Annotated in this window: 27 protein-coding genes and 1 tRNA gene; 5 read left to right on the top strand and 23 right to left on the bottom strand. The window is 66.1% G+C overall.

Annotated features, from left to right (window positions below; translation table 11 throughout):
- The first annotated feature begins 108 nt into the window (after positions 1-108).
- Positions 109-840, top strand: coding sequence for a class I SAM-dependent methyltransferase (locus tag MUG94_RS02055; RefSeq protein WP_227909256.1), 732 nt, complete (start codon positions 109-111; stop codon positions 838-840).
- Between the two features lie 45 nt (positions 841-885).
- Here MUG94_RS02055 and MUG94_RS02050 read toward each other — a convergent pair whose 3' ends face one another.
- A complete protein-coding gene (locus MUG94_RS02050) occupies positions 886-1,206 on the bottom strand; it encodes a DUF2516 family protein (RefSeq protein ID WP_227892404.1) in 321 nt (106 codons plus the stop codon).
- A gap of 9 nt (positions 1,207-1,215) precedes the next feature.
- Positions 1,216-2,412: a trans-sulfuration enzyme family protein gene (locus MUG94_RS02045; protein WP_227909191.1), complete on the bottom strand. Its 1,197-nt coding sequence runs from the start codon at positions 2,410-2,412 to the stop codon at positions 1,216-1,218.
- 173 nt (positions 2,413-2,585) lie between these two features.
- Between MUG94_RS02045 and tmk the strand changes: the two genes are divergently transcribed.
- From tmk to MUG94_RS02025, 4 genes are all read left to right on the top strand, one after another.
- A complete protein-coding gene (gene tmk / locus MUG94_RS02040) occupies positions 2,586-3,236 on the top strand; it encodes a dTMP kinase (protein ID WP_227909192.1) in 651 nt (216 codons plus the stop codon).
- Complete coding sequence (locus MUG94_RS02035; protein ID WP_227909193.1) at positions 3,233-4,375, top strand: DNA polymerase III subunit delta'; 1,143 nt, start codon at positions 3,233-3,235, stop codon at positions 4,373-4,375. The genes tmk and MUG94_RS02035 overlap by 4 nt, the downstream gene beginning before the upstream one ends.
- A gap of 73 nt (positions 4,376-4,448) precedes the next feature.
- Positions 4,449-6,044, top strand: coding sequence for an alpha/beta hydrolase (locus MUG94_RS02030; RefSeq protein ID WP_227909194.1), 1,596 nt, complete (start codon positions 4,449-4,451; stop codon positions 6,042-6,044).
- Between the two features lie 148 nt (positions 6,045-6,192).
- Positions 6,193-6,265: transfer RNA gene (locus MUG94_RS02025), tRNA-Thr, on the top strand.
- Between the two features lie 234 nt (positions 6,266-6,499).
- On the opposite strand, the gene MUG94_RS02020 is transcribed toward MUG94_RS02025, so the two are convergent.
- The 21 genes from MUG94_RS02020 to fliG form a co-directional block, all read right to left on the bottom strand.
- On the bottom strand, positions 6,500-6,769 hold the full coding sequence (locus MUG94_RS02020; protein WP_227909195.1) for a carbon storage regulator: 270 nt from the start codon (positions 6,767-6,769) through the stop codon (positions 6,500-6,502).
- Positions 6,770-6,851: 82 nt separating this feature from the next.
- Positions 6,852-7,778 (bottom strand): hypothetical protein, encoded by a 927-nt coding sequence (locus tag MUG94_RS02015; protein ID WP_227909196.1) that lies wholly within the window; start codon positions 7,776-7,778, stop codon positions 6,852-6,854.
- On the bottom strand, positions 7,753-9,780 hold the full coding sequence (locus MUG94_RS02010) for a flagellar biosynthesis protein FlhA (RefSeq protein WP_227909197.1): 2,028 nt from the start codon (positions 9,778-9,780) through the stop codon (positions 7,753-7,755). The genes MUG94_RS02015 and MUG94_RS02010 overlap by 26 nt, the downstream gene beginning before the upstream one ends.
- A 17-nt stretch (positions 9,781-9,797) precedes the next feature.
- Positions 9,798-10,931 carry an EscU/YscU/HrcU family type III secretion system export apparatus switch protein gene (locus tag MUG94_RS02005; protein ID WP_227909198.1) on the bottom strand — a complete coding sequence of 378 codons (1,134 nt, stop codon included), beginning with the start codon at positions 10,929-10,931 and terminating at the stop codon, positions 9,798-9,800.
- Positions 10,932-11,690 (bottom strand): flagellar biosynthetic protein FliR, encoded by a 759-nt coding sequence (locus MUG94_RS02000; protein ID WP_227909199.1) that lies wholly within the window; start codon positions 11,688-11,690, stop codon positions 10,932-10,934.
- The gene (fliQ, locus tag MUG94_RS01995) at positions 11,690-11,965 is read right to left on the bottom strand and encodes a flagellar biosynthesis protein FliQ (RefSeq protein WP_227909200.1); all 276 of its coding nucleotides are present in this window, start codon (positions 11,963-11,965) and stop codon (positions 11,690-11,692) included. The genes MUG94_RS02000 and fliQ overlap by 1 nt, the downstream gene beginning before the upstream one ends.
- Positions 11,965-12,747 (bottom strand): flagellar type III secretion system pore protein FliP, encoded by a 783-nt coding sequence (gene fliP / locus MUG94_RS01990; protein WP_227909257.1) that lies wholly within the window; start codon positions 12,745-12,747, stop codon positions 11,965-11,967. The genes fliQ and fliP overlap by 1 nt, the downstream gene beginning before the upstream one ends.
- 65 nt (positions 12,748-12,812) lie before the next feature.
- A complete protein-coding gene (locus tag MUG94_RS01985) occupies positions 12,813-13,274 on the bottom strand; it encodes a FliO/MopB family protein (protein ID WP_227909201.1) in 462 nt (153 codons plus the stop codon).
- Complete coding sequence (gene fliN, locus MUG94_RS01980; protein ID WP_227909202.1) at positions 13,275-13,970, bottom strand: flagellar motor switch protein FliN; 696 nt, start codon at positions 13,968-13,970, stop codon at positions 13,275-13,277.
- On the bottom strand, positions 13,967-14,875 hold the full coding sequence (locus MUG94_RS01975) for a flagellar motor switch protein FliM (RefSeq protein ID WP_227909203.1): 909 nt from the start codon (positions 14,873-14,875) through the stop codon (positions 13,967-13,969). Before MUG94_RS01975 ends, fliN begins: the two co-directional genes overlap by 4 nt.
- A 67-nt stretch (positions 14,876-14,942) precedes the next feature.
- A complete protein-coding gene (locus tag MUG94_RS01970; RefSeq protein ID WP_227909204.1) occupies positions 14,943-15,881 on the bottom strand; it encodes an OmpA/MotB family protein in 939 nt (312 codons plus the stop codon).
- Entirely contained in the window at positions 15,878-16,684 is an 807-nt protein-coding gene (locus MUG94_RS01965) for a motility protein A (protein WP_227909205.1), read from the bottom strand. The genes MUG94_RS01970 and MUG94_RS01965 overlap by 4 nt, the downstream gene beginning before the upstream one ends.
- Positions 16,684-17,001 carry a flagellar FlbD family protein gene (locus MUG94_RS01960; protein WP_227909206.1) on the bottom strand — a complete coding sequence of 106 codons (318 nt, stop codon included), beginning with the start codon at positions 16,999-17,001 and terminating at the stop codon, positions 16,684-16,686. The genes MUG94_RS01965 and MUG94_RS01960 overlap by 1 nt, the downstream gene beginning before the upstream one ends.
- A gap of 129 nt (positions 17,002-17,130) precedes the next feature.
- A complete protein-coding gene (locus MUG94_RS01955; RefSeq protein ID WP_227909207.1) occupies positions 17,131-18,297 on the bottom strand; it encodes a flagellar hook protein FlgE in 1,167 nt (388 codons plus the stop codon).
- Positions 18,298-18,309: 12 nt separating this feature from the next.
- Positions 18,310-18,837 carry a flagellar hook assembly protein FlgD gene (locus MUG94_RS01950; protein ID WP_227909208.1) on the bottom strand — a complete coding sequence of 176 codons (528 nt, stop codon included), beginning with the start codon at positions 18,835-18,837 and terminating at the stop codon, positions 18,310-18,312.
- A 21-nt stretch (positions 18,838-18,858) separates the two neighbouring features.
- Complete coding sequence (locus MUG94_RS01945; protein WP_227909209.1) at positions 18,859-20,487, bottom strand: flagellar hook-length control protein FliK; 1,629 nt, start codon at positions 20,485-20,487, stop codon at positions 18,859-18,861.
- Positions 20,484-21,176, bottom strand: coding sequence for a C40 family peptidase (locus tag MUG94_RS01940; RefSeq protein ID WP_227909210.1), 693 nt, complete (start codon positions 21,174-21,176; stop codon positions 20,484-20,486). The genes MUG94_RS01945 and MUG94_RS01940 overlap by 4 nt, the downstream gene beginning before the upstream one ends.
- Positions 21,173-21,607: a flagellar FliJ family protein gene (locus MUG94_RS01935; protein ID WP_227909211.1), complete on the bottom strand. Its 435-nt coding sequence runs from the start codon at positions 21,605-21,607 to the stop codon at positions 21,173-21,175. The genes MUG94_RS01940 and MUG94_RS01935 overlap by 4 nt, the downstream gene beginning before the upstream one ends.
- Positions 21,604-22,935, bottom strand: a complete 1,332-nt coding sequence (locus tag MUG94_RS01930; RefSeq protein ID WP_227909212.1) for a FliI/YscN family ATPase — start codon at positions 22,933-22,935, stop codon at positions 21,604-21,606. Before MUG94_RS01930 ends, MUG94_RS01935 begins: the two co-directional genes overlap by 4 nt.
- Entirely contained in the window at positions 22,932-23,546 is a 615-nt protein-coding gene (locus MUG94_RS01925) for a FliH/SctL family protein (RefSeq protein ID WP_227909213.1), read from the bottom strand. The genes MUG94_RS01930 and MUG94_RS01925 overlap by 4 nt, the downstream gene beginning before the upstream one ends.
- Positions 23,536-24,534: a flagellar motor switch protein FliG gene (gene fliG / locus MUG94_RS01920; RefSeq protein WP_227909258.1), complete on the bottom strand. Its 999-nt coding sequence runs from the start codon at positions 24,532-24,534 to the stop codon at positions 23,536-23,538. The genes MUG94_RS01925 and fliG overlap by 11 nt, the downstream gene beginning before the upstream one ends.
- Positions 24,535-24,592 lie beyond the last annotated feature (58 nt).

The raw sequence follows: 24,592 nt of genomic DNA, 5'->3' as shown, positions 1-24,592 counted from the left end.
CCGTCCCTCGGGTCAGGGAGCTCAGCTGCAGGCAAGTAATATTGTTTAGTGCAAAAACAGCAGAAACCCGTGGGAAATGTGACCAGGGGCACTACAAACCCCAACAGGCTGCGGCGGGTGGACCGTTGGCTGGCCGGCCCCCAGGGTTGGCGGTTGCGCCGCGCTGCGGACCCGCTGATTGTTGACCTCGGTTACGGAGCCGCCCCGACCACCGCCGTCGAACTCCACGCCCGATTGGGCCGGGTCCGTCCCGACGTCGAGGTCATGGGCATTGAAATTGATCCGGCCCGGGTGCGGTCGGCGAAGTCCCTGGAAAGGGCCGGACTCTCCTTCCGGCAGGGCGGATTCGAGCTGCCGGCGGACGGACGGCGTCCGGTCATGGTGCGGGCCTTTAACGTGCTGCGGCAGTATTCGGAGGACGAGTACCAGGCGCACTGGGACATGGTTGTCTCACGGCTGGCACCCGGGGGCATCTTCGTGGACGGCACCTGCGATGAGATAGGCAGGCGCTCAACGTGGGTGGAACTGGATTCCCGCGGACCGGTGTCGCTGAGCATCTCCCTGCGCTTCGGTGCCTTCACACTGCCTTCGGACGTGGCCGAGCGGTTGCCGAAAGCCTTGATCCACCGCAACGTGCCGGGCGAGAAAGTCCATGCCCTGCTGCGGGCCATGGACCAGGCCTGGCTGGAGGCAGCACCCCAGGCGTCCTACGGAAACCGGCAGCGCTGGCTGGCGATGTGCGCGGCCCTGCGCGCCTCCGGCTGGCCGCTGATGAACGGCCCGGCGCGCTGGCGGCTGGGTGAAATCACCGTGGCGTGGGACGCCGTCGCACCCGGCTGAGCCGGCGGTTAGCCTGGCCTTGCGGTTCAGGCGCGGTTGGAGCCGTTACCAGCGGCCGTAAGGGCCTGAGCTTCCGCGGCCGGAACCGCTGACTGATGGCTTGACGTCCGCCAGGTAGACGCTGGCGGCGACCAGGGCGGCCAGCGTAAAGGGCAGCAGCGCGCCCGGCGTCAATGAGCTGAACACTCCGACGGCAGTGGAGGCGCCGGTCATGCCCAGCCAGAAACCTTTGGTCCGCTTGTCCGCAGCTTCGAACATTTGCGGTTTGCGGCGCAGCGCGTCCGAAAATGCCCACAGCGCGATGATCAGCGTAGCCAAGCCGAGGACTTGGTACAGGATGGGCTCAAGAAGCAAAACGGCGATCACCGTTTCAGCCTACCTTGCCAGCGCGGAGGAGAGGTCCGACCAGAGGTCCTCGGCATTCTCGATGCCCACCGAGAGCCGCAGCAGGTTCTCCGGCACGGAATGCGGTTCCCCCGGCTGGCGCCGTCGCCGTTCAATCAACGATTCCACTCCCCCGAGAGAAGTGGCCGGCAGCCACAAACGAACATGGGCAGCTACGGCCTCCGCGGCCTCGGCTCCGCCGGCAACTTCGATGCACAGGATGGATCCGAACCCGTTCATCTGCTTGACGGCGCGTTCGTAGCCGGCGTCCCCGGGCAGGCCCGGGTAGCGGACGGCTTCCACTGCCGGGTGGCCGAGCAGCCGATCTGCCAGCAGCCCGGCGGTGGCCTGAGACCGTTCGATCCGCAGAGCCAGGGTCCGCAGCCCGCGCAGCGCCAGCCACACTTCAAAGGGCCCCGCGATGGCGCCGTGCAGGGAGCGGTGGTTGTGCAGCCGGCTGCGGAGGTCCTCGTCAGAGGTGGCCAGCGCACCGAGGATCACGTCCGAGTGTCCTGCAAGGTACTTGGTGACCGAGTGGAGCACGACGTCGGCACCCAGCTCCAGCGGGCGGGTCACCAAGGGGGTGGAAAAGGTGTTGTCAGCGACCACCAGCGCACCTGCATCGTGGGCAGCGTGGGCCAGCACATCGATCTCGGCCACCTCAAGCATCGGGTTGGTGGGGCTTTCGATCCACAGCATGTCCGCCGGCCGGGTTCCGTCGCCGGAGCCGGCGTCGGCGTCGGCGTCGGAACCCCGCAGAGCAGCCAGCACCTGCTCCGTATCCGCGATGTCCACGGTGCGGACCGTGAAGCGTCCGTTGGCCGCTTCCTCAGCGGCGAGGAGCAGCGACCCCTGATAGCTGTGCTGCGGCATCACCAGGATGCCGCCGGCGGGAACCAGCGATAACGCGGCCGACACGGCAGCCAGACCCGACGAAAAGACCAGCGCCGGCAAAGCTGCCCCCTCGAGCTCGGACAGTGCCGTTTCAAAGGGGTCCCAGGTGGGGTTGGAAAAGCGGCCGTACACCCGGTCGCCCGGAGCCGGAGTCCCTGTGCCGTGGAAAGTCGAGGAGAGCACGATGGGCGGGTTGACCGGGGCATCCGGTTCACGCGGCGGACGCCCTGCAGACACCACTACGGTGTCCGGTGAAAGGTTCCCTGCGGAGTGGAGGTTCGGCGCTTGGCTCATGGGAACAGCCTAATGCGCTGCGTCTGGATAGGCCCGCACAAAACGTTCACGCAGAGACTCATGGAACGGCAGCTGCCGGCCCTCGGCCCGCTCGCGGAGATGCCGCCTGCACCATGCCCCGGAGCCGGTTTCCCTGGCAGCGGCTTCCCAGCCGGACTAGGTAGGCTAGGCAGGTGAGTATTTCTGATGTCCCCGCCGCTACGGCAGGCCTGTTCATAACCTTCGAAGGCGGCGACGGTGCCGGCAAGTCGACCCAGGCGGCCAAGCTCACTGCGGCTTTGGAAGCGTCCGGCCGCACCGTGGTCCGCACGCGTGAGCCGGGCGGAACGCCGGTGGGAGAGCAGCTGCGCTCCCTGGTGCTGGAGCACGGCAACGGCGACATTGACGCCCGCACCGAAGCGCTGATCTTTGCGGCCTCGCGGGCCGCGCATGTGGCACAGGTGATCCGCCCGGCCGTGGAACGCGGCGAGGTGGTGGTCTGCGACCGGTTCATCGACAGCTCGGTGGCTTATCAGGGGTCCGGACGGTCGCTGGGCGCGGACGACGTGCGCCGGCTGAACGTCTGGGCCACCGAAGGCTTTACTCCGGACCTCACCGTGCTGCTCGACGTGGATCCCGAACAGGGCCGCCTGCGGCGCACCGCCAACGAGGCCGCCGAGGACCGGCTGGAATCCGAGCCCGACACCTTCCACCTGCGCATCCGGCGGGCCTTCCTGGAGCAGGCCCGGACCGACCCTGACCGCTATCTGGTGCTCGACGCCGGGAAGCCCGTGGATGAGCTGGCAGCCACCATCTCGGCGAGGGTCCAGGAGCTGTTGCCGTGAGTGTCTGGGACGATCTGCAGGGCCAGGATCCGGTGGTTGACCAGCTGCGCCGCGGAGCCGCCCAGGCAACCCCAAACCACGCCTGGCTGTTCACCGGCCCGCCCGGATCCGGCCGGTCCAACGCCGCCCGGGCCTTCGCCGCCGCACTGCTGTGCGACCAGCAGGATCCGGCGCTGCGCGGCTGCGGTGAGTGCAAGGCCTGCCGGACTGCGCTGGCAGGCTCACATGCGGACGTCACCTCAGTCACCACGGAGAAGGTGACCATCAGCATCGATGAAGCGCGGGAGCTGGTGCGTAAGGCCCAGGACAAGCCTTCCACGGGCCGCTGGCGCGTCATCATTGTCGAAGACGCCGACCGCATGCAGGAACGCAGCACCAACGTGCTCCTCAAAGCCATCGAAGAACCGCCGCCGCGCACCATCTGGCTGCTGTGCGCCCCCAGCCCCGGCGACGTCCTGGTGACCATCCGATCCCGTTGCCGCGCGGTCAGCCTCCGCCTGCCACCGGTCGAGGACGTGGCTGAGCTGCTGATCCGCCGGGACGGCATTGACCCGGATGTGGCCCGCGCAGCGGCACGTGCCGCCCAGAGCCACATCGGCATTGCCAAGCGGTTGGCCACCGACGAGGGCGCACGCAGCCGCCGGGACTCCATCGTGCGGCTCCCCCTCTCCCTGCGCAACGTCTCCGGCGCCATGAAAGCGGCCGCCGATCTGGTGGCGTTGGCCGAAGCCGAAGCCACCAGCTCGTTTGAACAGCGCGACGCCGCCGAACGGCAGTCGCTGCTGGCCTCCCTGGGCGCGCCGGAAAGCGGAACACTGCCGCCGTCGATCCGCAGCCAGGTCAAGCGCTTGGAGGAGGATCAGGTCCGCCGGGCCAAACGGTCCAAGAACGATTACTTCGACCGGGCCCTGACCGATCTGCTCTCCTTTTACCGGGACGTCCTCATGCTCCAACTCGGCAACAGCGACACCCTCGTCAATGAATCCCTGCGCCGCGAACTGACCGAGTACGCCGCCCAGGGCTCCCCGGAACAGACACTGCTGAGAATGGAGGAAATCAACGTGGTCCGCAGACGCCTGGTGTCCACCAATGTGGCACCGCTGCTGGCCATCGAGGCAATGGCAGTTAGCCTGTTATAAACCCCGCGGGCCGCAGTGCAGCTTGTCAGTCCGCCGACACCTATCGCACCGTCCACAGTCTCCAGGAGCAACGATGACCCCAGCCAGCCGCCGCTTTCCCCGACTTGCGCTGGCTGCAGCCTCCGCCGTCGTCCTGCTGACGGGCATAACTGCCTGTACCGGGGACACTGAGCCGGATGAAACCGGCGCGGCGTCGCAGTCGTCGTCCGCGAGTGCAACTCCGACAGCCGCCTCTGCTGACGTTATCGGAGACGTTCCCGAGGACCTGCTGCCCTTCTACAGCCAGGACGTGGCCTGGGACGAGTGTGAAAACGGGCTGAGAAACAGCTTCCGGTGCGCCACGGTTGACGTTCCGCTGAACTATGCGGACCCGGACGGCGAGAGCATTGAGCTCGCCGTGATCCTGGCTGAATCCGATGACAAAACACCGCAGGGCACCATTCTGCTCAATCCGGGCGGGCCGGGCGGCTCCGGTTATGACATCGTGAGTGAATCCGTGGACTACGTGACCACGGACCGGCTGCGGGAAAACTTCAACATTCTGGGCTTTGATCCGCGCGGTGTCGGACGGTCCACCCCGGTGGAATGCCTCACAGATGCCGAATTGGATGCCCTCCGCGAAGAGTATTACGATCCGGCCGTGCCGGCCGGGCTGGAGGCCGCCCGCGAGGACGCCAGAGAGCTGGCTGCCAAGTGCAAAGCGAAGACCGGTGAGCTGCTGGGTCACGTGGACACCGTCAGCGCCGCACGGGACATGGACATCCTGCGTGCAGTGGCCGGTGATGAGCAGCTGAACTACCTGGGCTTTTCCTACGGCACGTTCCTGGGCGCCACCTACGCCGAGCTGTTTCCGGAACGGGTAGGCCGCATGGTCCTCGACGGCGGCTTGGATCCTTCCGCCAGCAATGAAGACATCACCCTTGGCCAGGCGGAAGGTTTCGAAAATGCCATCCGCGCTTATGTTGAGGATTGCCTGACGTCCGCAGACTGCCCGCTGTCCGGCAGCACCGATCAGGCCATTGACACCATCCGGGACCTGATTGCCTCCGTCGAGGCCAGCCCGATGACGGCCAAGGACGGCCGGACGGTCACTGTGTCCACCTTCGTCACCGGCCTCATCGTCCCGCTGTACAACTCCGACAACTGGCCTGTCCTCACCCAGGCGCTTGCTGACGCACTCAAGGGCGACCCGTCCACCATGCTGTACCTGGCGGACCTGAACGCTGACCGGCAGCCCGACGGCACCTACGGGTCCAACACCACGGTGGCGTTCAGCGCCATCAACTGCCTGGACTATCCGATGACCGCCGATGATGAGCAGATGGCCCTGGACGCCAAGAAGCTCGAAGAAGCCTCCCCCACCATCGGCAAGTTCCTCGGCTACGGCGGGATCACGTGCGAGTACTGGCCCTATGAACCGGTGAACACCCCGCATGAGATTAAGGCCGAGGGTGCCGCCGAGCTGCTGGTCATCGGCACCACCGGCGATCCGGCCACCCCGTACCAGTGGTCCGTGGCTCTGGCCGAACAGCTGGACTCCGCCACCCTGGTGACCTGGGAAGGCGAGGGGCACACCGCGTACGGACGCGGGGATGAGTGCATCGCCAACACTGTGGACGACTATTTCATTGACGGCACCGTACCCCGCGAGGACAAGGTCTGCTCCTAGCTGTTTGTCACGGGCGCCGCCCGGAAATGGTCCCGGTTCTATGCCGCACCAGAAACGTCGGGTCAGAGAGGGCCGTTTTGACCAGCCGCCCCGTGGCACGTAAAGTAGTTCCTTGTGGATTCTGGCCGTTAGCGGACAGCTGAAGCCCGCCTCCTTAGCTCAGTTGGTAGAGCGTCTCACTCGTAATGAGAAGGTCGCCAGTTCGATTCTGGCAGGAGGCTCCGCAGCAAAAAGGAAAAATCCCCTGAGAACTCATTGGAGTTCCAGGGGATTTTTTTGTTGGGTGAAAGAGTTGTGCGGCCGAATTGGGCTCAGGTATGCCGCACGACGGGTGGCCACCCGGGCCACTGGTATGACTCACAGTGAGACACGCGCCCAACACGGCCAGCGCGGTAGCCCGAGTTGTTCTCCGCCGTTTCAGGCCACCCGGTAAAGCTAAACGCCAGCGGAGTCCCTCACGGCTTATCGAGTTGCGCGGAGGGTTTGGGAGCCGCCGGCCTGGCCGCGAGCATGGCTTTGATGCGCTCTTCGGCGTCTGGTGCCGTGTCGACAGCAGCCACATTGGCTTCTTCCACGGCACGCAGGACCTCCTGCCGCTGGATCTTCACCCCGCGGGGAGCGTCAATGCCGATGCGCACGCCGTCGCCCCGCCCTTCAAGGACGGTGATGACGATATCTTCTCCGATCAAGATCTGTTCGCCTGATTTGCGCGTTAGGACCAGCATTGGCCCACTCTATCCCACACCCCTGCTGGTGCCACGGGAAGTGACGTCCCCAGTGCCCTCCCCCGTCCCGCCTCCCGAAGCATCATGACAGCACCGGAGCGGGAGCGGGTCCCCCGTCAAGCCAGCCGATGGACAGGCCCAGCGCGTTCACGGTCTGCGGAGTTGCCGTCGCTTCGAGGCCTTCCACCGCGAGCGCGTCCACGTTGGCGGCGGCCCTAACCGCACCTACCCAGGCGGCCGTATCGTCAGGTTTGCGGCCGGCGTCGGCCACCACCCAGAGCTGGTCCGCGGACAACGCCGCAACCAGCGTCGCATGCCTCCCCAATTCGGTGGCACCGCGGCCCAGGCTGTAGGCGAGGAAAATGCCGTAGCCGCCCATCACCCCCGCGGCCCGCGCTGCGGCCACGGCACGCCGGTCGCCGGCCATGACGACGTCGTCAGGAGTCACCAGTCCGGCGGCGCGAACACCGGATGCTCCCGCACCGACGGCACGGGACATGGAACGGCACACTTCAAGCGCGTCCTCCCCCAGCCCCACCACGATCACGAGGTCACCTGCTCCGGACAGCGGGGCCGGCGCGGACCGGACGCGCTGCACTGGCTCCGGAACTGAAATCAGGGCCACCGGATCCGCCGGAACGTCAGCGGTTTCGGTGCTGAACGTCAACGTGTCCATGAGTTCCGCAAAGGCAGGCGATGCCGTGGATACGGCGGCGGACCGCTCGCCGGCGGGATCCTGAAGGCGCGCTTCGGCCTGCTCTGCCCGGTCCAGCAATGCTGCGATTCCGGCATCCTTATGCGCATCGGGCTCTCCCGGTGCCCGGCGGCGTCCGCGGGGTGGCAGCTGAACCGTCACCTCATAGTGGTGGCGGGCGAGAAATCCGCCGATGCCACCGACCGTCACCTTTTCGGCGGCAATGATCCGCGCACGCGGACCGTGTTCGGCCAGCACCTGTGCCTTCAGCGCGTCAATCGACGGGCCTTCAAGCTGAAATCGTCTCGGTTCCACGGACCACCCCCACTGTCTCAATGCTGACGTTAGCCGCTGTGACCTCCGAATACGAAAGAACCGGTAGCCCTCCCGTTTGCGGCGCCACCATCCGGCGGATGGCCGGCCGCAGGGCCGGGGCACACACGAGCACCGCTGCGTAACCGGCATTTTCCGCCCCCGCAACAGCAGCCTTGAGCGACGCCATGACCGCGTCGATGCGCGCCGGGTCCAGGAGGATCTGGGTTCCCTGGTCCGATGGACGCAGGGCCTCCAGCATGGTCTGCTCCAGTCCCGGGTCGATCATAATCACGCGCAGCACGTTCCGGTCGATGTACTGGGCGGTCAGTGCCGGGCCCAGTGCCTGGCGGGCAACTTCCACCAGCTGTTCGGGGTCGGGAGAAATCTTGGCGCGCAGCAGCAGTGACTCATAGATGCGCGGAAGGTCGTTGATGGGGATCTGCTCCGCCAGCAGCCCCTGCAGCACCCGCTGCACCTCGGCCAGCGACATCACCCCGGGGATGAGTTCGTCCACGGCGGAGGGGTTCACCTGCTTCACCCCTTCGGTCAGTATCCGCACGTCCTCGCGGGACAGCAGCCGGGCGGCATTGGCGGTGATAACCGCTGAAAGGTGCGTCACCAGAACCGAAACCCTGTCGATCACCGTTGCTCCGGACATTTCCGCCGCGTGGCGCATCTCGTTCGGCACCCATTTGCCGGCGAGGCCGAAGACCGGCTCCACGGTGGCGGCTCCGGGCAGGCTCTCGAGGTGATCCCCCAGGGCCAGGACCTTGCCGGCGGGCGCTTCCCCGCGCCCTGCCTCCACCCCCGCAATGCGGATGACGTAGGTGGCGGAGGGAAGATCCACGCTGTCCCGGGTGCGCACGGGCGGAACCACGATGCCAAGTTCCAGGGCGATCTTGCGCCGCAGCGAGCGGACCCGGGCCAGGAGGTCGTCCGAACCGCCGGTAACAATGCCCACCAGGTCCGGAGCCAGCATGATCTCCAGCGCGTGGACCCGCATCTGCTCGATCAGGTCCTCCGTGGTTTCCGCCGGTGGTTCGTTGAGCTGGGCCAGGGCGGTTTCCTTGCTGGCTTCCTCGGCGGCCTCGCTGACCTTGATCCGCTGGGAGACAAAGATGAGCAGCGCACCAATAATGATGAACGGGAGCTTCGGCATCCCCGGGATCAGGGCCATCACGATGGCTGCGCCCCCGGCAATCATCAGCGCGTTGCGGGACTGGCTCAGCTGTGCCGACGCCGTCGATCCCATGTCCGCTTCGGCGTTGGACCGCGTGACGATCATGCCGGTGGAAACAGCCATCAGCAGCGCCGGTATCTGGGTCACGAGGCCGTCGCCGATGGTCAGGAGGCTGTAGGTGCCCACCGATTCGCCAATGTCCATGCCCCGCTGGAGCATGCCGATGGCGATGCCGCCGACGAGGTTGATGATGATGATGATCAGGCCGGCGATCGCGTCGCCCTTGACGAACTTTGAGGCGCCGTCCATGGCTCCGTAGAAGTCCGCTTCGGCGGAGACCTCAGCCCTTCGTTCCCGTGCCTGCGTGTCAGTGATCAGCCCAGCGTTCAGGTCGGCGTCGATGGCCATCTGCTTGCCCGGCATGGCATCCAGGGTGAAGCGGGCACCCACTTCGGCCACCCGCTCCGCGCCCTTGGTGACAACGACAAACTGGATGACAACCAGGATCAGGAAGATCACGGCGCCGATAATCAGCGAACCGCCCACAGCCACGTGCCCAAAGGCCTCAATCACCTGCCCGGCGTATCCCTCACCCAGCACCAGGCGCGTGGACGCAACGTTCAGGCCCAGCCGGAACAGTGTGGCCACGAGCAGGAGCGAGGGGAACACGGAGAAGTCCAGCGGTTTGCGCACGAACATCGTGGTCAGCAGGATGACCAGGGCCAGCAGGATGTTGATGATGATCAGGATGTCCAGCAGGCCGGCGGGGATCGGTACGACCAGCAGCAGGATGATGCCGATGACGCCTACGGGTACTGCCATTTTGACGAGGTTCGACTTCACGTCGCCGCCTTACGGTGGATGGGTCTGGAAGTAGTAGCGGGTGGTGTCTGCGGGTCGGCCATGGTGTGCACGCCGGATGTTGAACCGCGGCTCTTCAGCGCCATGACGAATGCCAGGATCCGCGCGACGGCGTTGTAGAGGTCCGGCGGGATCTCCTGACCCAATTCGCATGCCGCGTGCAGCGCGCGTGCCAGCGGTATGTCGCGGACCATAGGGACCCGCTGTGTTTCAGCTTCCTCGCGGATGCGGGTGGCAATGGTTCCGGCTCCTTTGGCCACCACCCGCGGTGCTGATTTGCCGGGCTCGTATTTCAGGGCCACGGCCACGTGTGTCGGATTAACCAGAACGACGTCGGCGTCGGCAACCGCGGCAATCATGCGGTTTCTGCTCATGGCCAGCTGCCGTGAACGGCGCTGGGACTTGATCAGCGGGTCGCCTTCCATGTTCTTGTTTTCATCCTTGACCTCTTTCAACGTCATCCGGGTCTTTTTCCGGTTCCGCTTCTGGACAACGAAGATATCTGCAACGGCCAGAACCAGGCCGGCGGCAACGGCAGCCTGCAGCAGCGATCCCGTTCCCCCGGCGGCGGCTTCCAGCACCGCGGACACCGGCAGTCCGCCGGCCGTCGTGAGCACCGGCATCAGCCCCTGGATCACCATGTACAGGACCAGCCCCACCACCGCCGTCTTCAGCAGGGCCTTCACTCCCTGCCACAGCGCCTGTGTGCCGAAAACGCGCTTCATGCCGTTGACCAGGTTGAACTGCTCGAACTTACCCTTGAACTTCTTGAAGTGAATGCCGCCCTGCAGGGCTGCGGTCAGGAGGACCGCGGCCGCGACAACGCCCAGCAGCGGGCCCAGAACAAATCCGAGCGCGCCCAGTCCCTCCCCGAGCAGGGTCAGCGCCAGCAGCGGATCGGGGTTTGCGGTGATGGTGTCCACTCCCAGCAGCCCTTCGGACCCGGCCTGTGCACCGCGGTTGATGGTCATCGGCATCATCAGCGCCGCAACTCCAACCCCAATCCATGCCGTGAGGTCCTCCGAGCGGGACAGCTGCCCCTTGGAGCGCACTTCCTTCATGCGTTTGGGAGTGGCTTGCTCGGTCCGTTCTCCGGTGCCTTCCTCCGCCACCTAGCCCACTCCCGTCAGGGCCCGGACGGCCTGCTGAGTGATGGCAGCAACAAGGCGCGGCAGGGCAACAAAGACCACCCCGGCCAGTGTCAGCGTCAGCAGGATCTTCAGGGGGAAACCCAGGGCAAAGGCATTCAGTGCCGGCGCCACCCGGGTCAGCAGCCCCAGTCCGGCGTCCGCCAGGAACAGGACCACCAGCAGCGGGCCGGCAATCTGCACGGCTGCCACGAACATCTGGGACACCCCTGAGACCATGGCGGAGACCGGGTCTGCAAGGCTGATCCCTCCGCCCAGCGGCAAGGCCGTGAAGCTGCGGACCAGCCCGCCGATAATCAGCTGGTAGCCGTCCGATGCAAAGAGGAGCGCCAGCGCCGTGATCTGGAAGAGCCGCGTGAACTGGGCTCCGTTGACCATGGACTGCGGATCGAAGCCCTGGGCAAGGCTGAACCCGCCAAACAGGTCAATCAGGTTTCCCGCTGATTGCAGGGCGGAAAAAATGACCAGCACCAGGAACCCCAGCACGAATCCCACCCCCAGTTCCAGGACCAGCGCCGTGAAGTACGCCGCCGTTCCGAGGGAGGTGTAGCCCTCGCTCGCCACCGGTGCGACGGCGAGAGCGAGGCCGATGCCCAGCATGGCCTTCACCCGTGCGGGAAAGGCGTTGTAGGAAAATGGCGGCGCCACCACCAGGAACGCAACCATTCGTGCGCCGGCCAGCATGACCGCCTCCAGCCACTCCTGGTTAACGCTGATTCCCATCAGCCGCCGCCCAGCAGCTGCGGAATTTTGGCGAACATTTCATTCGTGAAGGAAATCATCTCGGCGATCATCCAGTGCCCGCACACGAGCAGGGCGATGCCGACGGCGATGGCCTTGGGCACAAAGGAGAGGGTGACTTCCTGGATCTGGGTAATGGACTGGATCAGGGACACCGCAAACCCCACCACGAGCGCTGTGATGAGCACAGGGGCTGACAGTTTCGCTGCGACCCACAGTCCCTGCAGCCCAATGTCCAGGACTGAATTGGTATCCATCAGGTACCGCCCTGATAGCTGTTGATGAGGGACGTGATGATCAGTCCCCATCCGTCAACCAGGATGAAGAGCAGGATCTTGAACGGCAGGGAGATCATCACCGGAGGGAGCATCATCATGCCCATGGACATCAGGGCCGCTGAAACCACCAGGTCAATCACCAGGAACGGAATGAAGATCACGAAACCGATGATGAAGGCCGCGCGCAGCTCGGAAATCATGAAGGCGGGGATCAGCGTCAGCAGCGGAACGTCCTCCGGGCTCTCCGGGTTCTCACGGTTCGCGGCGCGGGTCATGAGCGCCACGTCCTCTTCCCGCGTGTGGGCGAGCATGAATTGCTGCAGCGGTCCGGAGCCGGTATTGAGTGCACCGTCGAAGGTGAGTTCCCCGTTCAGGAACGGTTGAACTGCAAGCGTATTAATCTCCGTCAGGACCGGCCCCATGATGAACAGGGACAGGAACAGGGCCAGTCCGGCCAGCACCTGGTTGGGCGGAATCGACGGCAGCGACAGGGCGTTGCGGGTCATGGCCAGCACCACGAAGATCTTCGTGAAGGAGGTCATCATCAGCAGCAGCGCCGGGGCCACTGACAGCAGGGTGATACCGATCAGTGTGACGACAGCGGTGGAGGGTCCGCCGTCGGCGCCGTTGATGTCGATGCTTAGGCCATCGCCGTCGTCGGGCGCGGAAGGATCGGTGGGGGCGGACGGGTCTGCGGGTGCTGACGGGTCGAAGGTCACGGCGTGGGACGGAGCCGCAGCGGCCAGCGATAGCGCCAACATGATGCCGAACACCAGCAGGGCAACCGCCAGGAACCCGGCCAGCCGTGGACGGTGGAGGGCGGCCTTCACCCGTTCCTGCCCCTTCGGAGGGCAGCGCCGGCCTGCCGCCAGGTGGCAGGCGAAAGGACGGAACCGGCCAGGATCGGATTCCCGGCGTCCGGCTGGCCGTTCAGGGCGTGGGCTGGCCCTTCGGCGCGGCGCCGCGGGCCGGTGCTGTGCTGGCCGGGGTTGTGGACCGCCGCTTCAAGGTGCGCCTCGAAGCTGGCCTGCGGCGGGAGTTCCGCCTCGGAGGTGTGCAGGACGTTCACTGAAGCTTCGGTGACACCGAGCAGGAAGCGCTGCCCGCCGGTCTCCATCACCACAACCGATGCCTTGGGTGTTATGGCCTGCCGGGACACGACGCGGACCAGCGGCTCGGCGCCGGAGGCCCGCGCGCTGCGGGTGAGCCGCCGCTGGAACCACCAGACCAGGGCCAGGACCGCACCGAGCGACACCACGACCCGGAGGATCAGGGCGAGTGTTTCCACCTAGCTGAGGCCTTCGGCAACGTCGAGGATCTTGGTGATGCGGACGGCGTAGTCCTGGTCGATGACCACCACCTCGCCGTTGGCGATCAGGCGCCCGTTGAGGAGGATGTCGGCGGGCGCTCCGGCGGAACGGTCAAGCTCCACCACCCGTCCCGGTTCCAGGTTCAGGACGTCACGGACGGCCATCCGGGTGTGGCCAATGGCCACGGTCAACGCCATTTCGACGTTGTTGATGCGGCTGAGCTTGCCGGCTATGGCTGCGTCGTTGGCGGTTCCGTGGGGAGTGTCGCGCAGCCGGATGGCAAACCATCCGGCGCGGCCATCGTGCCCGTGCAGTTCAAAAACCACAGTGGAGGGGTGGCTGAAAAGCGCTGAAGCGTCATCAATATGGGTGTCGCCCAGGACGCCGACGCCGAGTGTTGAGCCCGCGGCCTCCAGCGCCGGGCGCAGGATGTCTGCTTCCGACAGGAAGGGGGACGGGGAGCCGGCGATGTCGGCGAGGGGCGTGCTGCTGTCGAGCACCAGCGCCAGATCCGCTGATTCGGACCCCACGAAGGACGCTGTGACGGCCTGGGCCACTTCCTCGAGCGGCATGCCGCTGCCGGGAAACGGCAGCGGCTCCAACACGATGGAGGTGGGCAGCAGACGGACAAGTGCCGATGCGGCGTCTGTGTGCAGGGATGTGGGGATGCTCATTTTTTACTCTCCTCGGTACTGACGATGACGCCGGCCAGGCGTGAACCGCTGGAACCTGCCGCGGCCTGGGCCAACCTGTGGCCTCCAACCGTGACGTTCAGCGGGCGGTGGCGGGGATGGCCCAGGTTCAGGACATCGCCGACGGCAAGATTCAGGACCATTGCCGGTTTCACCGGGATGGAATCCAGCTGCAGCAGGACCTCCACCGGGACGTGGGCGAGTTGCCCTCGGATCAGTGCCGCCGGCGGCGCGGAGGATCCGGCACTTCCCACGGGGTCGAGCTGGGGCAGCAGGGCGCCGGCAGGAATGGCAACGGTGGCCGGGGCCACGTTGTCGCCCACCACCATTTCGAAGGTCGCCACAATCATGGGGTCGGCCGATGCCGCTGCCTGGGCGAACTGGGAGTTGTATTGGATGGATGCCGGGGTCATTGGCGAGCGCAGCAGCGTTCCCAGGGAATAGTGCAGCCCGTCCAGGGCATCATCCATGATCCGTCCCAGGAGCGCCTGTTCGATTTGCGTGAACTTCCGTTCCGGCGTCGCCATGGCTCCGGTGGCCCCGAGCATGTGTCCCACCCAGGACAGAGCGGCCGGGGTGGGGAACTGGATAACGGCCTTGGCCCCGATGTTGGGAACGTTGAACAGGACCATTCCGGTGACGGCGGGCAGCCCGGCGGCGTATTCGTCGTAACTGAGGATTTCCACCCGTTCACTGGTCACCTGGGACAGCACCCGGACCTTGGCGGTCAGCTGGGTGCCCCATTGGCGGGCAAAGGTGTCGAAGGCCATCTCCAGTACCCGGGCGTGTTCCCGGGCCAGGGTGGTGGGACGGCGGAAATCGTAGGCCTCCGGGGAGGCGGCGTTTGCGGGCACGCCAAGGGCAGTTGTTTCATGATGGACCGTCACAAGTGCCACTATCGGCAGCGGGTCCGGAGGCGTAAGCCGTTCGGACCTGCTTTTGGGTTCCGCCCGACTAGTGGTGCCCCCCGGCTGGCTGGACAGCGGGCTGAGTGGCCGGCTGGGTAGCGGACGGCTGCGGGGCGGGAGGTTGTCCCGCGGCGGGCTCTCCGGAGACGATTCCGGGAATCAGCTGCCGGACCGCTTCGGTCTGCCCCGACAGGACCACAATGTCTACCCGGCGGTTCTGTGCCAGCTCAGCCGATGACGTGCCCGGCGTCAGCGGGCGGGACTCTCCGAAGCCGACAGCCTTGACGCGGCTGAAGTCCACGCCTGATTCCTCCACCAGATAGCGCAGCACCTTGACGGCGCGGGACGAGGAGAGCTCCCAGTCCAGTGCGTTGTCGGTGATCTGGCGAACCTGTGCAGTGTGTCCCTCCACTGAGGCGTGATACGAGGTGGGGGCAATGATCGGGCCGATGGTTTCCAGGACCGTCACGGCCTGATCGGTGAGATCGGCGGCATCAGGGGCGAAGAACATTTCTGAACTCACCAGCCGGATGGTCAGGCCGCGGTCATCGATTTCGAACCGCACTGTGTCCGCCAGGCCCTTCTCCTGGAGGCCTGCCCTGATCCGTTCCTGCAGTTCGGTCAGGTCCTGGACCTCGGCGGCGGCAAGGGCTGCGGGATCGGTGGCGTCCGGAATTTCGAGTTCCGATGCCCCAGCGCCGGGCAGGCCGGCGTCCGGCTCAAGGATTTCCTTGTCGTCCACCTGCTCCGGCGTGGCGATGATCCCGACGGCGGTGTCCACTGTGTTGGATTCCACCGCACCGAAGCCGGTGGCCAGGGACTCCCGGAGCTGTTCGAATTTTTTCTGGTCCACGGTGGACATGGCGAACAGGACGATGAACATGCACATGAGCACCGTCACCATGTCCATGTAGGAAGCCATCCAGCGTTCGTCGGGGTGGTTCTCCTCATCCTCTTTGGGCCGACGGCGCCGCGGGGCGCTCATGCTGCCTCTTTGGTGTCTTTGATCTTGGGTTCTTTGGGCTCTTTGGCGTCGGTAAGGGCGTGAGCGGGGACCATGGCCCGCAGCCGCTCGCCGAGCAGTCTCGGCTGGCTCCCGGCCTGCAGGGCCAGGACTCCCTCCATGAGCAGGACCATTTCATCGGCTTCCAGGTCCCCCAGCCGCTTCAACCGGGTGCTGATCGGAAGCCAGAGGAAGTTGGCCGAAAGCAGGCCCCAGAGGGTGGCGACAAAAGCTGTGGCGATCATCGGCCCCAGCGTTGCCGGAGTGTCCAGGTTTTCCAGCACGTGGGTCAGCGAAACCACGGTGCCGATGATGCCGATTGTCGGGGCATAGCCTCCGAGTGCGTTGTAGAACTTGACGGGCACCTTGTCGGTGGCAGTCTTTGTGGCGATCTCGTCTTCGAGCAGGACCCGCAGTTCCTCGCCGTCGGTGCCGTCGGCGATGTTCTGGAGCGCCGTGCGCAGAAATGGATTTTCCGCTTCCCCGGCGTCCTTTTCCAGGGCCAGCAGACCCTCGCTGCGTGCCTTTTCGGCCAGCGACACCACCGAGGCGATGGTGACCCGCGGATCGGGTGTTTTACCCGTGAAGGCACGGGGCAGGGCTTTGATGGACAGGATGAAATCCTTGAGCGTCCCGCCCGCCAACCCCACTGCCAGCGTCGCCCCAAACACGAGGATCATGGGTGCCGGAAGAAGGATGGCCGTGACGTGGGAGCCCTCAAGGGTGATCATCGCGTAAAGCGACCCAAAGGCCAGAACCAGCCCGATGATTGTTGCGGGATCCATTACATTTTCCTAGGACGAAGTGGCACGGTAACGCCTGCCGGCCGGCTCTCGCCGGAGCGTTCGGTGTCGGTGGCGGAGGGAACGAGACCCAGGGGCTGTCCGGGGCGGAAGTCGCCAGGCGGGATGTCCCGCGCCATGGAGATCACCCGGGCACGGTAGCCGGCGATCAGCTCGATGACTTCGGCGAGGCTTTCGGTGACGATATATTTGGCGCCGTCGACCATCACCAGAGTGGTATCCGGGGTGGAATGGATCCGCTCTATGAGGTCCGGATTGATGGCGAACCGGGCATCGTTCAGCCGTGTAAGAACAATCATGAGCCCGTCCCGGTTGTAGAGCTGGCTTCAAGAGCCATCACTTCTACATTCGGCTTCCAAGCGCTGTTCGTTAGGAAGAGAAAAGCCTCACCGATCCCCTGATGCGGATGGACCGGTGAGGCTCATCACTTAGCGCTTGAGGTTTGTCAGTTCCTGCAGGACCTCATCGGAGGTGGTGATGATTCGCGCGTTGGCCTGGAAACCGCGCTGGGCGACAATCAGGTTGGTGAATTCCTGGGAAAGGTCCACATTGGACATTTCCAGGGACCCGGCGGCCACGGCGCCGTTGCCGCCCACGCCGGGACCGCCCACCACGGCCGCACCGGAGTTGGCTGTGGCGACATAGGATGAACCGCCAATCTTCTCGAGTCCGTCCGGGTTGGTGAATCCTGCCAGCACGATGCGTCCCAGCGCCTGCTTGGACCCGTTGGAGAAGGAGCCGATGAGCGTTCCGTCCGCTGCCATGGACCAGGAATCAAGGGTTCCGGCGCTGCGGCCGTTCTGGCTGGTGACGGCAACCGTGTCGACGTCGGCGTAACCGGTGATCGCGGCGAGGTCCACTGCAACACCGCCAACGGTGAGGACCGGGCTGGCCGGAGCTGTGAGCTTACCGGCGGTGAAGGTCAGGGGCACAGTGGTTGCATCCTTCGCTGAGACGTCCCAGCCGTTTGCGGTGCGTGTGAAGGTTACCGGCACGGACGAGGAGTTGCCGTTGGCGTCGAAGACTTCCAGGTCCCGGACGAGCTTGGTGCCGGCCTCGGCGTCTTCGGGCAGGTTTCCGGTCAGTGCCGCGTTGGTGGTTGCGGCTGCCGGCGCAATGGCACCGGAGGGAATGGTGAGGTCGGTAAGCGCGCCGCCTGCTGCAACCACGCCGTTTTCCGCGCCCCAGCCCTGGACCAGGCTGCCGTCGGCGGTGACCAGACGGCCGTTCGCATCAACGTTGAAGGCGCCGGCACGGGTGTACTGGGTCTGTCCTCCCTGCCGGGTCACGAAGAAGCCGTCTCCGTCGATCATCATGTCGGTCCCGCGCCCGGTCGCCTGTGCCGAGCCCTGCGCGAAGTTGGTGCTGATGCCGGCGACCTGCACGCCGAGCCCAACCTGTGCGGGATTTCCGCCGCCGGCATCCACGGCCGGGGCCGTGGCGCCCTGGGTGAGCTGGGACAGCGTGTCCTGGAACTGCACTGCGGTGGCCTTGTAGCCGGAGGTGTTGACGTTGGCGATGTTGTTGCCGGTGACGTCAAGCATGGTCTGGTGCGAACGAAGTCCGGATATGCCGGAGTACAGGGAGCGGAGCATGGGAAACGCCTTTCAGCTATTGAAAACGGGAGGCAGAGAAGAACCGGGCGCTGCAGCGGGAGTTTCCCCGTCAGGATCCGGAGTTGGAGCCGGTGGTAATTCAGGGGATGGTTCCGCGGGCGGAACCACCGAGGAGTCGACGACGCCGGAGATCCAGTCAAGCTGGATTTCCTTGCCGCCCACGGTGACGGTCGGTACTGCGTTGATGAAGGAAACCGAAGTGGCAACCCCGGTCACTTCCACGCCGTCGGGGCCGGTGTAGCTAACGGTCCGGCCAATGAGCGCGGCCGCGGATGTCCGCATCTGCAGGGAGAAGTTTTCCTCGTCCAGCCCGGCCATGGTGGTCAGCTGCTCCATCATGGCCAGTTCGGTGGTCTGGGAGATCATCTGGTTGGTGTCCATGGGCGAGCTTGGGTCCTGGTTGCGCAGCTGGGTCACCAGGAGGTGCATAAAGACCTCGCTGTCCATGGTCTGTTTTGGGTTACGCGTAGCTTCAGCGGTTTGGACGCCGCTGGACGCTGACACTGCCTCAATGGGCACGGGTGTTTCTCCTCTTCGTGTTCATGCCATGACATCCAGGGCGGTGGTCGCGCCGGTGGACCCGGAACGTGGGGATGAAGTTTCATGGCGCCCGGCCGGCACCGGGGCGTTTGCCGGTTCCTCAGCCGGAGCGGCGGGTGTCCTGCCGTTGCGCTCATCAGCCTGTGCAGCGCCCCCGCCGGGGCTGTTCCCGGGGAAGTTCTGGTCAGAAAGCGTCAGCGTTGCCGTTGGCCCGGGGCTGCCCCCGGCCAGGTCCCGCCGAAGATCGACGAGAATATGCCGCAGTGCGTCCCGAGCCGTTTCCGTGGGGGCAAACATTTCCACGCGCACGCCATCGCTGCTGATCACGGCGCGGACTGTCACCGGCCCCAGGTTCTCCGGGGTCACGCTGAGCGTCATGACGTGTTCGCCGGCGCCGGCCGCGGCCAGCCGGACCAGCGGCTGGGAAACCTGGTTCTGCAGCGGCTGGGGAGGAGCGGCTGCAGGCGCGTTGGTGGCCGGGGCTGCGGCTGGGACGGCAGCTGGGGCCGCCATGGGCGCGGGGGTAATCGGAGGCTGCACCCCTGCGGCATCCCTGGCCGAAACCTCGAGCCCGGCAAACCCGGATGCTGCGGCAGCCGATACCGGTGCCATGCGTGCGGTTCCGGCCGCAGTCTGGGGTGCGCCGCCGGACGGGACCGGCGCGGGGGACGCTCCCGAAAGTACTGCGGCCGGCAGAGGTGGCTCCGCTGGGTCCGCCACGGGGACAGTGGCAACCGGCTGCTGCACCACTGCTGCATCCCTGGCCGAAACCTCGAGCACGGCAAACCCGGAGCCCCGCAGCACAGGCGAAGCAGGCAGTGTGGCTTCACCCGGCAGCGCGGGCGCCGCGGGTGAAGCGGGTGCCGCGGGTGAAGCGGGTGAGGCGGGTGCTGCGGGTACAGGCACAGCCGCAGGAGCAGCCGGCACCGGTTGTTCCTCCGCGGCTGGCGGCGCCGCGGCCGCCGGCGAAACTGAAGGTCCGGCTGCCGGCACCGTTGTGGCTGCTGCCGCGGTCTGCGGGTGGATCGGAGCGGGAAGAGGTGTGGCGGTGTTGGGGTTCGAAGCGCCGGCGCTTGGGGTTGCCTCGGACCCGGCGCTGGTGAGGCGGGGATCCTGTTCTGGGGCAGCAGAAGACCCGGCAACAGAGGAACCGGGAACAGCCACTCCAACAACGGCAGCTTCGGCAACGGGCTCAGGGCCGGAGCCCGGAGCGGGAGATGCTCCCGGCAGCCCGGTCTCACCATCCAACATCTGCATCGGCTGCAGCGGCTCGCGGAAGTGCCAGCCGATCAGCGACCGGGCCGGGTTGAGCAAGGTGCCGTCCCCGTTCTCCATGGGTACCGCAGGTTCGGCTCCCGCCTCAGCGGCTTCCGGCTGAGCTGATGCAATCTCCGGAGAGGCAGAGGCAGAAGCCGCAGAGAGAGAAGCAGAGGGGTAGGCAGATGCGGACGCAGATGCAGCGCGCTCCCCCGGTGCCCCGGCACCGGATACGGCTCCGGCAGCCAATTCCCCTGCAACAGCGGCAAAGGCCGCCGCGGACGCAGCGGTTCGCCCCGAAGGTGCCGAACTGCCTGAATCAGCCCGGGGCGGCACTCCGGCAGCGGTGGTGAAGCCCGTAGTCAGGCTCATGAGAATGCTCCTGTCAGTGAGGCTTGGGCCGCGCGTGCGGCTGCCACGACGTCGGACACCGCGGCGGAGGTGGCAGCGGAGTCCGGCGCCTCGGTCGGCAGGATCCGCCGGATGGTTGTCAGGTTGGCGTCGGTTTCCCAAGCGTCACGGATTTGGATGGTCTGCCCCGGCTGGGGAGCATCAACAGCCTTGCCGTTGCCCAGATAGATGGCCACGTGGCCGCCGTCGTGGCTGATCAGCAGGTCACCGGGCTGGGCCTGGGCCATGGAGTCCACCTTGGTGCCGGAGTTCATCTGGTCCCAGGTAACCCGGGGCAGCGAATAGCCCAGATCCTTGTAAACGTTTTGGACAAAGGATGAGCAGTCCAGCCCCACGGCCGGATCATTTCCGCCCCAGACGTACGGCAGTCCCAGATACTTCTGCACCGCGTCCAAGACCTTGCCCGCGGCAGCCGTACCATTCCCGGCTACGGCACCGGTTGCAGACGCAGCTGTGGCACCCTCGGCGCCCGAAGTGCCTGTGAGGGCAGCCAGAGTTGCGGCAAATTCCCCGCTGTTTCCGCCGGCGGACGCCGTCGTCAGATTAGCCGGGGCGGCCGGCGCCGATACTGTGGCTGCGGGCGTGGCGGAGAGCTGCTGCAGCGTGCTGCGGATTTCCCCCACGCGGCCTATTGCATCGGTCATGCTCATGACATGGCTTCCTTCTGCCGGCGCTGCCAGGCGGTACCCGCCAGCTCGTCCAGAACCGTTTGTTCCGTCCGTTGATCTTCGGCAGCAACAAAGCCCGCGTGCCGTGCTTCCAGTTTTTCCAGTCCGACGGATTCGGCACGCGCAGCCGAGTAAACGGTCTGAGCCGCTGCCGCGTCGGTTTCCAGCCGGGATCCCAGCGCTGCGAGATCCGCCAGCATGGCCCGGGAGGAGGCCCGGGCCGCTGCGACGGCATGCATCGTGGCACTGTCGGTGGCCATCAAAGGGCTCTCCGTCAGTGACAGGTACGCTTCTGCCTGCTCTTCAGCGGTCTCCCGGACACGGGTGTTTGCAGACGCAAGCTTTGCCGCCGCAGCCTCTTCCTGGAGCCGCCGCAGCCTCAGCAGCCCGGCCAGGGGAAAGACGCGGCTCATCGCGGGCTCTCCAGCATCCGGACCAGTTGATGAAGCTGGACCCATGCAGCGTCAGCAGGGGTCTGCTCATCCATGCCCTGCTGAAGGAAGTTGTTGATGGCATCCTGATGGTCCACCGCGGCATCAACCATCGGGTTCGAGCCGCGCTGATAAGCGCCCACATCCAGCAGATCCTGTGCTGCGCGGCGGGCCGCAAGGACCTTCCGGAGTGTTCCGGCCGCCTGCCTGTTCTCCCGGGAGGCAACGCGTGATGCAACGCGGGAGATCGAGCCCAGCGCGTCAACGGAGGGAAAGTGGCCGGACACGGCGAGCTTCCGGTCCAGCACCACGTGGCCGTCGAGGATCGATCGGGCAGCGTCGGCAATCGGCTCGTTGTGGTCATCGCCGTCGACCAGGACGGTGTAGATGCCCGTGACTGATCCGTGTTCGCCGGTGCCCGCCCGTTCCAGCAGCTGCGCCAGGAGGGAAAAGGTGGAGGGCGGGTAGCCCCGGGTCGCCGGAGGCTCGCCCGCGGACAGGCCGATCTCGCGCTGCGCCATCGCGACGCGGGTCAGCGAGTCCATCATCAGCACGACGTCGGAACCGCCGTCGCGAAAGGATTCAGCAATGCGGGTGGCCAGGAACGCAGCCCTCAGCCGCACTACGGCCGGCTCATCGGAAGTGGATACAACGACGACGGACCGGGCCAGGCCTTCGGCGCCGAGATCGTCTTCGAGGAACTCGCGGACTTCACGGCCGCGCTCCCCCACCAGGGCAATCACGGAAACCTCCGCGTCCGTCCCTCGGGCGATCATGGACAGGAGTGAGGATTTACCGACTCCTGAGCCGGCGAACAGCCCCATGCGCTGTCCCTTTCCGACGGTCGTCAAGGTGTCCATGACGCGCACGCCCAGCTGCAGGGGGGTGGTGATCCTCGCCCGCTGCATGGCATGCGGGCTTTCGTTGTCGAGTGGCACCCGAGGTCCGCTGATCAGCGGGCCCTTGCCGTCAATGGGATTACCGAGTCCGTCGATGACGCGGCCCAGCAAGCCGCTCCCGGTTGGAACCAGCAGCGGCCGGCCGAGGGACCGGGCCGGAGTGCCGGCGGACAACCCAACAACCCGCCCATACGGCATGCAGCGGATGCCATCCCGGCTTGCTGCGACAACCTCGGCATGGATGGCTGCGGTTCCCTCACCGACAGTCACGATGTCGCCCACACCGGCGTCGAGCCCCGTGATATCCAGGCCAAGCCCCAAGACGGAAGCAACGGAACCAACGCGCGTGGGAGCGGCGGCCTGCAGTGCCTCGGCGAAATGCGGCGAGCGGCGGTATGCAGTGTGAGTCATGATGTGCCGCCGGAGAGTGCGGACCGTGCCCGGGCAACGGCGGAGGCCAGTGTGGCGTCCAGGTATCCATGGGTGAAATCCGTGACGGCGTCCCCGGGGTTCAGCGACGGGTCTGCCTTCAACCGTACGTCGGCGGCGGAGATCGTTTCCAGGTCCAGGGCGGCCAGGTCGCTCGGATGCAGGCGCACGGCGCGGACCTCCTTGCGGGGGACGTTGGCCAGGGCGCGTGCCAGCGCGGCCCGCGCCGATGTTTCGGAGTCCTTCAGTTCCTGGCCGAGCAGTGCTTCCGCCAGTTCCACCGCTGCTGCCTCCAGATCCTCCTGGATCGTTGCGGCGGCAGGGATGACTGACTGTTCAAGGCTGCGCACCGCCCGGTTAAGCGCGTCAACGGCACGGCGGATCTCGTCCCGCCCGGCGGCCAGCGCTGCTTCGTGGCCGGCAACCAGCTGGGCGCGCAGGAGTTCCGTTTCGGCCGCAGCGGCGCGAAGTCCCGCGGCGTACCCGGCGGCGTGACCGCGGGCCTGTTCCTGGGCGTTGCCCCGGGGAGCGCTCAGGTCCTCCAGCGCGGGGTACGTCATGCGTGAATAGGCCGGAGCCGGTTCAACTAACATATTCTTCCTCATCCGCATGGCGCACAGTGATGATGCCCTGGGCCTCAAGGTCACGGATGACGCGCACAATGGTGGCGCGTGCCTCCTCCACCTGAGACAGCCGGGCCGGGCCCGAGGCGTTGATTTCATCGTCGAGCATCTCCCGGTTGCGTTCGGAAACGTTGTTGCGGATGCTGTCGGTGACGTTGTCGGGGGCGCCTTTCATGGCCAGTGCCAGGATCGTGACGTCGATGCCGCGCAGCACGAGCTGGACGTCGCGGCGTTCCAGCTTGACCAGGTCAGCAAAGGTCAGCATCCGTGAACGCACTTCCTCTGCCAGTTCGGGATCGCGGGCCTCGAGCGCATCGAGAAGTGCACGCTCGGTCGCAGCGTCCGCACGGTTGATGATGTCCACCAGCGGCTGGATGCCGCCAATGGCGTTGGCGGTGTCGCGTGCGGCGCCGACGGCGGCGGCACGCTCGCGGAGCGTGTCGGCGACGATGCGGACGGCTTCAGGAGTTGCCCGGGACATCGTGGCAATGGCTTGGGCGACGTCGGTCCGCATCGCGCTTCCCAGGCCCGCGAGGATGGCTGATGCATGCTGCGGCCGCAGGTGCGCCAGCACGAGGGCCACCGTCTGGGCCAGTTCCCCCTCCAGCAGGGAAACGATCTGTGCCGGTTCCGCCCGTTCCAGGAAATCGAAGGAAGCCCCGGCCAAGGACGATGCGAGCCGGTCCATGACGCCGGATGCACGTTCGCTGCCGAAGGAAGCTTCCAGGATTCCCATGGCGACATCGCGTCCGCCGTGCGCCAGGTGTTTCCCCTCGGAGGTGAGCTCGTGGAAGTCCAGCAGAATCCGCTCGGCGACGTCCGGGGACACCCGCTTCATCCGCACGATTTCTGCTGCGATCTCCTGGGCTTCGGCTTCGGTGAACTGTTTCAGGACACCGGCGGCGCGGCCGGTGTCCATCTGCATGAGCACGATGGCTGCTCTGCGGGCGCCGGTCATGGCAGCCACGGCAGCGGCGGCGGGGTCGATGGCGGCGTCAGGCGCCGGCACCTGGGCG

The organism is Arthrobacter gengyunqii, from assembly GCF_023022985.1.
GTDB lineage: Bacteria > Actinomycetota > Actinomycetes > Actinomycetales > Micrococcaceae > Arthrobacter_B > Arthrobacter_B gengyunqii.
The sequence above is the reverse complement of the archived record's forward strand: the minus strand, read 5'-3'. Positions and strand labels throughout refer to the sequence as shown.

Bases quoted from the DNA above. Each gene is read 5' to 3' on its own strand.
- MUG94_RS02045 (WP_227909191.1), bottom strand. From the start codon at position 2,412: ATGAGCCAAGCGCCGAACCTCCACTCCGCAGGGAACCTTTCACCGGAC.
- MUG94_RS02030 (WP_227909194.1), top strand. From the start codon at position 4,449: ATGACCCCAGCCAGCCGCCGCTTTCCCCGACTTGCGCTGGCTGCAGCC.
- MUG94_RS02020 (WP_227909195.1), bottom strand. From the start codon at position 6,769: ATGCTGGTCCTAACGCGCAAATCAGGCGAACAGATCTTGATCGGAGAA.
- MUG94_RS02010 (WP_227909197.1), bottom strand. From the start codon at position 9,780: ATGGCAGTACCCGTAGGCGTCATCGGCATCATCCTGCTGCTGGTCGTA.
- MUG94_RS02000 (WP_227909199.1), bottom strand. From the start codon at position 11,690: ATGGGAATCAGCGTTAACCAGGAGTGGCTGGAGGCGGTCATGCTGGCC.
- fliQ (WP_227909200.1), bottom strand. From the start codon at position 11,965: ATGGATACCAATTCAGTCCTGGACATTGGGCTGCAGGGACTGTGGGTC.
- fliP (WP_227909257.1), bottom strand. From the start codon at position 12,747: ATGTTGGCGCTATCGCTGGCCGCTGCGGCTCCGTCCCACGCCGTGACC.
- fliN (WP_227909202.1), bottom strand. From the start codon at position 13,970: ATGAGCATCCCCACATCCCTGCACACAGACGCCGCATCGGCACTTGTC.
- MUG94_RS01970 (WP_227909204.1), bottom strand. From the start codon at position 15,881: ATGAGCGCCCCGCGGCGCCGTCGGCCCAAAGAGGATGAGGAGAACCAC.
- MUG94_RS01965 (WP_227909205.1), bottom strand. From the start codon at position 16,684: ATGGATCCCGCAACAATCATCGGGCTGGTTCTGGCCTTTGGGTCGCTT.
- MUG94_RS01960 (WP_227909206.1), bottom strand. From the start codon at position 17,001: ATGATTGTTCTTACACGGCTGAACGATGCCCGGTTCGCCATCAATCCG.
- MUG94_RS01955 (WP_227909207.1), bottom strand. From the start codon at position 18,297: ATGCTCCGCTCCCTGTACTCCGGCATATCCGGACTTCGTTCGCACCAG.
- MUG94_RS01945 (WP_227909209.1), bottom strand. From the start codon at position 20,487: ATGAGCCTGACTACGGGCTTCACCACCGCTGCCGGAGTGCCGCCCCGG.
- MUG94_RS01940 (WP_227909210.1), bottom strand. From the start codon at position 21,176: ATGAGCATGACCGATGCAATAGGCCGCGTGGGGGAAATCCGCAGCACG.
- MUG94_RS01935 (WP_227909211.1), bottom strand. From the start codon at position 21,607: ATGAGCCGCGTCTTTCCCCTGGCCGGGCTGCTGAGGCTGCGGCGGCTC.
- MUG94_RS01930 (WP_227909212.1), bottom strand. From the start codon at position 22,935: ATGACTCACACTGCATACCGCCGCTCGCCGCATTTCGCCGAGGCACTG.
- MUG94_RS01925 (WP_227909213.1), bottom strand. From the start codon at position 23,546: ATGTTAGTTGAACCGGCTCCGGCCTATTCACGCATGACGTACCCCGCG.
- fliG (WP_227909258.1), bottom strand. From the start codon at position 24,534: ATGACCGGCGCCCGCAGAGCAGCCATCGTGCTCATGCAGATGGACACC.